Below are 11,051 nucleotides of genomic sequence, written 5' to 3'. Positions count from 1 at the left end.
CAATCTTGCGTTTTTTTTAATTATCTAACACGTTAGGATAGTGTTCTTTTAAATATAATTCTAAACGACGCATACCTTCTTTTAAGACGTTCATTTCATAAGCATAAGAAATACGAATATAGCCTTTTCCTATATCTGTGAAAGAAGAGCCTGGCACCATCGCAACATGTGCCTCTTCCAGTACATTGACACAAAAGTCAAAATCATTATTAGTGAATCGTTTAATACTTGGGAAAATATAAAATGCACCTTCAGGTTGAGCTTCAAGTTCGAATCCTAGAGATAACAATTTAGCTTTTAAATAATCACGGCGTTCAATATAAGCTTTGTTCATATATTTTGGTGCTTCTAAGCCCTCATTTAATGCAGTGATACAAGCAATTTGAGCAGGAACATTAGCACAAATACAGTTATATGCATGCATGAAAGTTAATTTTTCAATTAAATATTCAGGACCGATTAAAAAACCGATACGGATGCCTGTAGCTGAATGTGATTTACTTAAGCCACCAATGAGTAATAGTTGGTCACGTATCTCTTCATATTCTGCGAAAGAAGTATGTGTTCCTGTAAACGTATTTTCAGCATATATTTCATCACTGATAATAAATATTTCTTTAGTTTTTAAATAATGTACAAGGGCTTCAACTTCTGAGCGCTCTAATATAACACCAGTTGGATTAGTAGGGTAATTTAATAAAATTGCTTTAGTTTGATTAGTAAAGTAAGTTTCAATTAGCTCAGGTGTTACCTTAAAGTCAGAATGTGTGGTATCAATATAAATAGGTTTACCACCTAAAGTTTCAACTAATGGAATATATCCGGCATAAATAGGACCAGGGATTAAAATTTCATCTCCAGGTTCGATTATACTTCTTAGCGATGTATCTAACGCTTCACTTGCACCGTTTGTAACAATAATTTCTTCTTCGCTATAAAAAAATCCATATCTACGTTTAAAATATTGACTAATCGCTTGACGCGTTTCAGTAAGACCTTTGTTATGTGAATAACTTGTTTTATCTTCACTTATTGCATTAATATATGCTTGCTTAACCACATCAGGCATTGGAAAATCAGGTTGGCCAATAGTTAAATTAACACAGTCGTCAATATTTTTTATTCGACTTGAAAACTGTCGGATACTTGGCGCTCTTAAAAACTTAGAATTTGAATTTAAAGTTAATTTCATATTTACACCTCTAAATATAATCATTCAAAGTATTATGACCTCATTACTTTGAAATAGAATATAATTATCATATCATATTTTTATTTATAATATTTAATTAATAAAATCTCATTTTCTCTCAATTTAAATAGAAAAATTAGAAATCGTGTATAATGAATAGATAATATCATATTATTAAAATGAATTTAGTCAATTTATTGAATAGTATTGTCTAATTATAAAATTAACTTTATAATATAAACAATTACTAGAGTGGAGTAGAACAGCTATGTATAATCAACTAGAAAAACTTATTACCCTAACAAACAATGATCTTAATTTAGTAAATAGACGCTTTGGCCAACGGACTGATATAACAAATGACCAACTGGAATTATTAAGAATTCTTTATAACTATGATCGATTATCACAATATGATTTAACAATGAAGATTAGTAGAGAGCAGTCCATTGTATCTCGTTGGATAAAGAAATTAGTTCATAAAGGTTATATTACAAGTCAACAGTCACACGAAGATTTACGTTGTAAGGATTTATGTTTAACAACTGAAGCTAGAGATTTAATTAAACAAATCAATATAGCAAGATGTGAATTAATCGAAGCGAGATGTCAATGTTTAACAGAAGAGGAAATCAATAATTTGAATCATCTTTTAAATAAACTTAATAGTCGTCATCTTTATATCTAACATAGCACCCATCTTATTGTTCTTTATAACATAGTCCAATAAGATGGGTGCTTGTATGAAATATAAAATTTAGAGCAAAAAAGAATCTGAGACAGAAATAAGTGTCTCAGATTCTTTTAAGTATGGGTAGGCGATAACTGAAGGGCAACTGAATTCAGTCTCACTCCCAAGTAGTATTATTGATTAAATACTGGTATTTCAAAATATTTACCAACTGAATTAATTTGATCGTATAAGTATTTTAAACCTTCAGCATTCACATTTGCCCAATTAATATCAGTAGCATATTGATGTGTACCAGGTTGATCAGGATTCCAACGCATTTTATAAAGTGTATTTTGACCAGATTTAATATAATCTTGAGCAATAAATTTAGCTCCATCAATAATAGCTTTAGAAATACTATTCCAGCCAGATCGTTTTGCGTAATTAATTCCATTTACAAGTGGTGCATAATCATAAGCACCAATACCATATACATTATAGTATTTAATAGGGGAATTAGAAACGACTTGATTATTAACCAAATTTGCACCTTTAGCAAGTTTAGATTGGCCATTACCCGTTTCAAGTAGGGCATGAGCAATTAAGTAAATTTCATTAACACCTGTCAATTTTGCAGCATTAGCAAATGCTTGACCTTGGTTTTCTAACATTCCCTTACCTTTAAGTAGTCGATTTAAACGATCTACAGATAATGATTGTGGGCGATCTAAACGTAAAAATTGATATTTTAAAGTTGGATGTTTAGCAAGTGTTTTCGCGTTCATCGCATTTTTAATTTCACTATACGTTGCATTTGACCAACCGCTATTATTACGTTGAACTTGTGGTGGTGCACCGTAAACATTTTGTTGAATTTTAGTGACATCATCAAGTGTTCTATAGTTTTTAGATAGTTTAACTAATTGTTGTTGTAAATCGCTTTTCTTAATCCATACTGATTTACCATTACTTAATTTACCATAATACCAAGGGATACCATTTACTACTTTTCGTTTTGTAACTTGAAAAATTTGTTCATTAAATGGCTTGAGTAAGTACCCTTTAGCTGAAGTAGGGTCGTCATAGTAAAAACTATTACCATTAGTTATAACTAAATCATCGTTATAGTCTTCTACTGTATCGAAAGATGAAGCGTTAGTTAAATCATTTAGTGCAATCCAACCTGTTTGATTATTAACTGTACCGTATAAATACGTTTTACCATCAACAATTGTCGATTTAGAAGCTGTGAAAGTTTGATTAGCAATGTTGTTTTTATCTAATCGTTGTTGATTAGTGCCCCAAGCAATCGTATACAAGCCCTTATTATTTTGATTGACAGTATAAGTACCTTTCACTTTTTGTTCTTTATCTAAATTTTTAATATTTAAGTCTTTAACATTATACCAACCTAATGGGGTATTTCCAGAAGTACTAGATAATAAAACATATGTATTATCATCTAATTTTTTTTCTTTAGTTACAACATATGTTTTGTTAGCATATTGCTTTGCATGCTTACCACTTGCATCGTAAATACTTGAACGTATACCATCATTTGTTGAATTTACTTGAGCAATTTTTGAAACAGTTTGAACACTACTTGTTTTTTGACTCGTTTTTACAGTTTGAACATCGTCTGATAAAATCCAGCCCCAAACATTATTGATAACACCGTGAAGATACGTATTTGAGCCTACTTTTAAAGCGTCTATAGATTTTAGAACATCTCCCTTTGAAGGAACAGTTGCTTTAATTTGAGACGAACTGCCCCAAGGTGTTTCATATATATTACTATTTCCTTTGATATTGTAATTTTTAATACCATCATTTATAGGTGTTGTAGTTTGAATATTAATTTCTGATGAAGGAATCCAACCGTGTGATTGATTACCATTAAAGTCAGAAATCAAATAAAAGTTTTTATTATTTAATGTCGCTTTTTTAGTTACACGATAAGTATTACCGTTAATAGAAGGATTTATTTTTCCTGATGAGTCATATACTGTTGTGTAAGCACCACTATTTTTTTTAGCTACTTGTCCTAAAGTGTTATTTAATTGAGAAACATTAAGTACATTAGTTGTATCCGCTTTGTTTTGAATATCATTTAAATAATATTTACTTACCCAACCAGTTAAACCATTTACTGAACCATATACATAAGTTGATTTACCTACTTGTTGTGATGTACTCGCTTTAAATGGAGATTGATTTGATTTAGATACTGTTCCAGCAATTTGATTATAATTACCCCATGGAACCGTGTATAGTGTCGTTCCAGGTTTAATAGTATACGATTTATTTACTTTTGTTTTAGAAGTAGTAGTATTATAAATCGTTTCACTTTGTTTAACCCATCCATATAATTTTCCACTATTATAATCGGATACTAGGTAATATTTATCTTTACCAAGCTGTGCAGATTTTGTAACTGCTAAAGTATTATGAACTTGATTCGTTGTTTTTCCCTTAGAATCATATACAGTAGTATAAAGACCGCTATTATCTGATTTAATTTGAGCTAAGCCATTATTAGATGTTACTGTTAATTTTTTATTATTTACACTTGGTTTAGTAGTAGGAGTTGAATTATTTGTAGATGTTGTACCCCATGGTGCAACTTTACCCATTTTAATTAAATATTTTTCGTTAATTAAATCATATAATTCATCATAACTATAATTATGATTACTCAAGTAGGCATGTGGATCAGCGTGATCTGTACCTCCAAGATAACGACTAATAGCATAATGAGTCCATACTGTTCCTTTAGCATCATATTCAGCACTATCTGGTTTTAATCCATAATATTGTAATTGTGTAGCAGCGTAATCTGCATAGTTATTCATTGAACGTGCAAATGAAGCATAATCATGTGTATGAACAATTTCAACATTAATAAAACGATTATTTCCATATGGTCCAGCTCCCCAAGATAAATAATCAGTAGGGGCAGTTTCAATAATACGATTTCCATCTACAAATGCATGTACAAACGCATTTGTATAATTATTTCTCATATAATTAATTTCGCCTTCAATCGTTGAATTGTCATTTGCAGTATCATGCACGACGATGCCTTCAGGTTTTCCTACTCCATTTCGATACCCATATTTAGGGAAGTAAGATGTATAATGTTCTTCAATCGAAGGAGCTTTCAAATTATTTGAGCGAATATAATTATTAATTGAAGATTTAACTTGTGGTACATATTTTGGTAGTGAAGAAGTAGTTGAATATGTACTTACTGTAGCTGGACCACCTTTTCCACCGATACCTTTATACACTGATGATGTAGAGTCAGAGACAGATGCATCATTTGATTGAGTTGAAGTTGTAGTTTTATTATTAACATTAGTATTATTTAAAGCTGCACTGTATGCACGTACTTTTAAAGTATTATGCATTGGTGAAGTTTGAGTATTATTATTTTGAAGAGTAGTATCTTCATTGTTAACTGTAGTGTTGTCTGATTTATTTGATAAATTGTTAGACGTACTGTCACTTTCAGTAGTAGAAGTAGAAGATGTTGATACTTTATTATTGTCATTATTTGTCGTTGTCGTATCATCATCTACTTTTTGTTGCTTATTATTAACGAAAGTAGTGCTTGATTGAGTTTTTGATATGCTATTGTTTTGACTATCTACGTTATTTAATGTTGTTTTAGGCTCATCTGTATTTAACTTTTGTGTATTTGAAACTTGAGCACTTTCATTATGAGTTGGTTGTGTTTCAGTAGTTACATGATTTGAATTTATTTTATTATTAGACTCTGCTGATGTAACTAATTTAGTTGAATCAGTTGAAGTAGTAGAGGTAGTAGCTACTTCATTATTATTATGTTTTGTATTATCAGATTGATAATTTGAAATTGTATCATTGTTTTTAAGTGTATCATTAGTATTAGAACGCGTTGAGTTATTTTGAGATGACGCTGATTGATTTAAGTGATCTAATTTTGCATCATATGTGTATGTATTATTAGTAGTATTTGATTTTACTAATGTAGGGTCTTGGTAAGTTTGCACCCCAGAGATATTTTGAGCTGCATTACTGACTTGATGTTTAGCTACATTGGCATTTTCAATATTTTGTTGATCATCGATTACATTATTAGCAGCCTCTTGTTTGTTTTCAGAGGCTTCAGCATGATGTGTAGTAAATGCTGCACCAAATAAAGTAAGGGCGATCATTGATGGGAATTTAAAGCTAAATTTTTTCGACATAATAGTTGCTCCTTTTTTAATTTACTTTTTTATTATAACGTCAAGAAAAGTAAGAGTAATTATTTTTAACTAATTTGTAAACTAAATTTAATTTTGTTTTTAAAAAATATCTAGCTGGTGTAAATGGAATTCAAGTATCGAAAAATATAATTTAAATTATTTTATACATTTTAATATGAACAATATTTTCTTCTTGAAAAGGAAGACCAATACTAACATAACCTAGTTTTTCATAGAACGGTTTAGCTTGTAGTTGTGCGTTTAAAATAAGTTTATGATGATGTTTTCGTTTTGCAATACTTTCAATCGTGTTCATTAATGTTTTACCGAATCCTTTATTGCGATAAGGTTTTAAAATTGCTACACGTTCTACTTTTATACCATCTTCATATGGACGAAATCGTGCACAAGCAAATGGATGATTATCGTGATATCCAATAATATGAGTAGAAGTATTTTCAAATGCATCTAATTCGTTTTCTAATGGAACCCCTTGCTCTTCTACAAAAACTGACTTTCTAATTTCAAAACAGTCAGAAAGCATAGATTGATTAATTACTTCTCTAAACATGTGACATTTACCTACTCTCTTAAATTAAATAAACTCAATCATTGTATAGAATCATTTTATATTATTTAAATATAGAAAAAAAACTCCTTTTACTAAAAAGTAAAAAGGAGTAATAAATTATAATGCTTCTTGGCGAACAATTGCGCAATATTGCCAAAAGATCCTTAATTGTGCGATGTTCCAGTTATTCATACCCATAGTGAAACCTGAAGGTCTAAAAAGATTAACGTCTGTCACCTCTAAAGCAGCTGCAATTAAATATTGCAAAGGAATACTAATGCTTTGCATTGTTTCTGTAATTCCATTTTCATCATATACCCAAGAAAAGGGTAAATCAGATTCAAATACATCTACTTTATTAAAAATTTCAGGTAAAGCAACAATGTAACAAGCTCCATTTACAATTGGATTCACTGAATTTTCACCATAGTATACTAATAATGCCTCATAGTTTTCACGATGTTCATGATTAACATAAAAGAATTCACTTCTAAATAAAGCCATGTCTTGACTATGAATAATTTGTTGTTCTAATACGTTAAACATACCGTTAATATTAGCAATTTTTTCATATGTTTTGCGTGACATTCTACGTGCTCCTCTCAAATTAATATAATTGATTTATTTCATTTTGATTGTTGAAGTCGTTTGAGTTGTCTAGATTGTTGCTATTGACTTGATTACTCGTTTGATCTTGCTGAACCATAGTACTATCAGATGGATTTTGTTCTGATTGTGATTGCGTAGAAGGGTTAGTATCATTATTTTGAATAGAGTTTTCATCTGTTGTGGTATCTTTTTGATTATTTTCTAACAGAAACGAATCAATAGGTGTTAACGGTACTAGATTGCCATAATGTTTAATGACTCTTTCATCCAATAAATCATTCTTATCTGTTATTTTAGATAGTCCTAAATCAGAACGCAATAAATTTGAATATTTTAATATGCTCTTAATGCTAGGGTGATAATAGTAGATACCATTTAAATAATCATTGTCACCTTTAAGTTGAGACTTTTTAAAGTCTATATTATCAGATAAATAAATTGAAGCTATCGATTTAATTTCTTCTGTTGTTAGGTTATGTTTAGCATTTTTACCTACTATTTGAACGAGTTCATCTAGTCTGTCATATGAATCTAAATTTTTTGCTTTCTGAAATAAAATTTTGATTAAATCCATTTGTCTCTCGCCACGTTTTAAATCTGAATCGTGATGACGCGTGCGTGCTACAGCCAAAGCTTCATCACCATTTAATTTGTGATACCCTTTTTTAACTTTGATTCTTCCAGTATCATCTGTGTTAGGTTCATCTAAATCATAAGGTACATCGTAATAAATACCACCTAATTTATCTACCGCTTGAACAAAGGCATCCATATTAATTCGAACATAATAGTCGACAGGGACATTAAGTGTGGCTTCAACAGTATCCATAGTAGCAATAGGACCTCCATAGGCATGTGCGTGTGTAATTTTATCGTAATAACCTACTTTAGGAATATAACTGATTGTATCACGAGGAATACTTAATAAACGGATTTGTTGTTTATTTGGACTAAGTGTTGCTAAAATCATTGAATCAGTTCTTGAATGTTCAGTCGTTTGACCATTTTTACGTCTACCTTCATTATCGTCTATCCCAAGAAATAATATTGATATAGCGTTTTTAGAAGGATTTATTTTGCTATTTCTTAAAGTAGAATGACGTTTTGCATCAGATTTATTATATGAAGATTGCAAAGCATTCTCAGAATGATGATATAAATTGACAATAAAAATGACAGGAACAACAATAAGTAATAATGTTAATAGCATCATAAAATATTTTAAAAAACGATTCATAATTATGTGCTCCTATACGTATTTATTAAAAAAATAAGTTAATAATTTAATCATACCATTTTAATATAAAAGAATAATAATTATTACTCCCATAGCCATAAATTGTATTACTAATTGGCTAAAATTACAACTTAATTTTAATATAAAAAGATAATGTTTAAAAACTTTTATTTACAATGAAGCAGGCTTGAAAATTTACTTTATCGGTCTAAAGAATGATGTAATAAAAAATAGTCGGAGTAAGATATATTAAAGATGATATTTTAGGGGGGATAATATATAATATAATTTATTGAAAGAATAAAAAATTAATAAAATAGTGTAGAGTTAATAGTTTTTATTAAATTGTAATGAGGCAGCAAATGAAAAAAAGAATAGAAATAATAACATTAATCATAGTTTTAATCATCTTAGTAACATTATTCGTTATATTCTTAATGAAAGTATATAAAACAAATCATAAAGATACAGAATATAACAAAATTAATGATAATAAAACGTATTTACAAAAAAGAGATTATCATGTATCGAAATTGCCACATTTAAAGATAATTGAAGTCGAAGAACCACATATCAAAAATATTGATGAATATTTAAAAGCAATTCATTTTAATGGGGCAGTTACAGTTCTTGAAAATGGTAAATTAAAGTTGAATAAAGGATACGGTTATCAAAATTTTCATCATAAAACTAAAAACTCACCAAATACAATGTATTTAATTGGTTCCGCACAGAAATTTACAACTGGATTAATTCTAAAAAAATTAGAAAATGAAAATAAAGTGAATATAAATGATTCTGTCACTAAATATTTACCTTGGTTTGAAACGACAAAAAAGATAACTTTAAAAGATCTAATGTTACATAGAAGTGGGCTATATAAATTTGAAGCTTCTCCTAAAACTAAAAGTCTTGATGGTGCAGTACATGCAATACAAGCAAGGGGAATTGATGAAAAATTTTATCATAAACATTTATATAATGATGCTAATTACTTAGTGCTTGCTCAAGTAATAGAAGTAGTCACACATAAACCCTATGCTGCGAATTATTATGATGATTTAGCACAACCATTTAGTTTACAACATAGTGCTTTCTTTAATGAAAAACCATATAAAAAATATATGGCTACAGGATATAAAATGATTGACGGTAAATTAACTGCTATGAAACCAAATATATTAGCTCAATATTATGGAGCGGGTAATTTATATATGACAACATATGATATGGCTCATTTAGTAAATAATTTAAAAAATAATAATATTTTTAGTGAATCAGTGTCAATACCACTGACTCAGCAATTAGGAACAACAGCATATCCTGAATCTTATCGTTACGGATTTTATGTTACACCGCAATATAACAGAATTAATGGTGTATTCTATGGACAAATATTTACCGTCTATTTCAATCAACATTATGTCATCGTACTTGCTTCAAATATAGGTGATAATTCTAAAGTAACAAATGAAAATCGAATCTCATATATTTATCATAAAATACTAAATCAACAATCTTATTATCAATAAGAGTAAAATTAAATATTAAAAGGTCGGAACATTAATTGTTTCGACCTTTAATTTTTTAAAGTATTTAAAAATATTGTTTTATAATGTTCATTTATACTTGATACGACTACAGAACAATTAGGATAGGAAGATTCAAAATCAACTACAGTAGCACCACGAGTCAGTGACCCTTGTAATTCAATTTGCACATCTGCTTCTTTAATTTCATAACTCTTAGGATCAAGTAAATAAAGAATCGTAAATGCATCATATAGTTTTATTCCTTCTTTAAAATCTTCACCGCGATAGTGTTGGAAAATATGATACAACATTTGTGTTGTGTTGTTTTTATCTTTAAGAGTGTCTAAATAAGAATGAGTAAATAATGATTGACGCGCTAAATCTAAGCCAATCATCGTTAAAGGTAAACCAGCATTAAAAACGATATGAGCTGCTTCAGGATCACAATAAATATTAAATTCAGCTAGGGGAGTAACATTACCTCTTCCAGTACTACCACCCATCATAATAATTTCTTTAACATGGTTTTTGCATTCAGGATACGTATTAAAAAGTAGAGCTATATTTGTTAAAGGGCCTAAAGTTACAAGAGTAATAGGTTCATTAGAATGACTTAATATCTCATTCATAGCTTCTACAGCATGAGAAGACGCTAAATCTGAAGTAGAAATTGTAGGGAATTGATAGCCATCCATACCACTTTCTCCATGAATATGACTAGCATCTTGTATTTCACTTATTAATGGTTGAGAAGCTCCTCTATGAATAGGGACCTCACTGTTGAAAAAGGCTTTTAATTTTAAAGCATTCGCTGTGGTTTTCTCAACACCTACATTTCCATTTACAGTAGAAATCATTTTGACATCAAATTTTGTATGAGATAATGCAAGAGCGATTGCTGCTGCATCATCTATACCTGGATCAGTATCAATAATAATAGGTAATGACATGAATACACCTCCAAAGATTTTTACTTTTTCTTATATCTATCATACACAAAGAAGT

General features: G+C 29.5%; 8 protein-coding genes. 2 read left to right on the top strand and 6 right to left on the bottom strand.

What is annotated here, in order from left to right:
* Positions 1-16: 16 nt before the first annotated feature.
* A complete protein-coding gene (locus MHI13_RS08215; RefSeq protein WP_054105422.1) occupies positions 17-1,192 on the bottom strand; it encodes an aminotransferase class I/II-fold pyridoxal phosphate-dependent enzyme in 1,176 nt (391 codons plus the stop codon).
* 268 nt (positions 1,193-1,460) lie between these two features.
* Between MHI13_RS08215 and MHI13_RS08210 the strand changes: the two genes are divergently transcribed.
* Positions 1,461-1,880, top strand: coding sequence for a MarR family transcriptional regulator (locus tag MHI13_RS08210; protein ID WP_002448073.1), 420 nt, complete (start codon positions 1,461-1,463; stop codon positions 1,878-1,880).
* A 176-nt stretch (positions 1,881-2,056) separates the two neighbouring features.
* On the opposite strand, the gene MHI13_RS08205 is transcribed toward MHI13_RS08210, so the two are convergent.
* From MHI13_RS08205 to MHI13_RS08190, 4 genes are all read right to left on the bottom strand, one after another.
* On the bottom strand, positions 2,057-6,097 hold the full coding sequence (locus tag MHI13_RS08205; RefSeq protein WP_070654020.1) for a glucosaminidase domain-containing protein: 4,041 nt from the start codon (positions 6,095-6,097) through the stop codon (positions 2,057-2,059).
* Between the two features lie 151 nt (positions 6,098-6,248).
* Entirely contained in the window at positions 6,249-6,668 is a 420-nt protein-coding gene (locus MHI13_RS08200) for a GNAT family N-acetyltransferase (protein WP_017175782.1), read from the bottom strand.
* 117 nt (positions 6,669-6,785) lie between these two features.
* On the bottom strand, positions 6,786-7,256 hold the full coding sequence (locus MHI13_RS08195; protein ID WP_002448219.1) for a DUF2538 family protein: 471 nt from the start codon (positions 7,254-7,256) through the stop codon (positions 6,786-6,788).
* A 19-nt stretch (positions 7,257-7,275) separates the two neighbouring features.
* Positions 7,276-8,514, bottom strand: coding sequence for an LCP family protein (locus MHI13_RS08190; protein WP_054105424.1), 1,239 nt, complete (start codon positions 8,512-8,514; stop codon positions 7,276-7,278).
* Positions 8,515-8,876: 362 nt separating this feature from the next.
* Between MHI13_RS08190 and MHI13_RS08185 the strand changes: the two genes are divergently transcribed.
* Positions 8,877-10,046: a serine hydrolase domain-containing protein gene (locus tag MHI13_RS08185; protein ID WP_017175780.1), complete on the top strand. Its 1,170-nt coding sequence runs from the start codon at positions 8,877-8,879 to the stop codon at positions 10,044-10,046.
* A 47-nt stretch (positions 10,047-10,093) separates the two neighbouring features.
* Here MHI13_RS08185 and rihC read toward each other — a convergent pair whose 3' ends face one another.
* Positions 10,094-10,996 carry a ribonucleoside hydrolase RihC gene (gene rihC / locus MHI13_RS08180; RefSeq protein ID WP_017175779.1) on the bottom strand — a complete coding sequence of 301 codons (903 nt, stop codon included), beginning with the start codon at positions 10,994-10,996 and terminating at the stop codon, positions 10,094-10,096.
* Positions 10,997-11,051: the final 55 nt, after the last annotated feature.

Source organism: Staphylococcus sp. FSL K6-0223 (assembly GCF_038008285.1).
The sequence above is the reverse complement of the archived record's forward strand: the minus strand, read 5'-3'. Positions and strand labels throughout refer to the sequence as shown.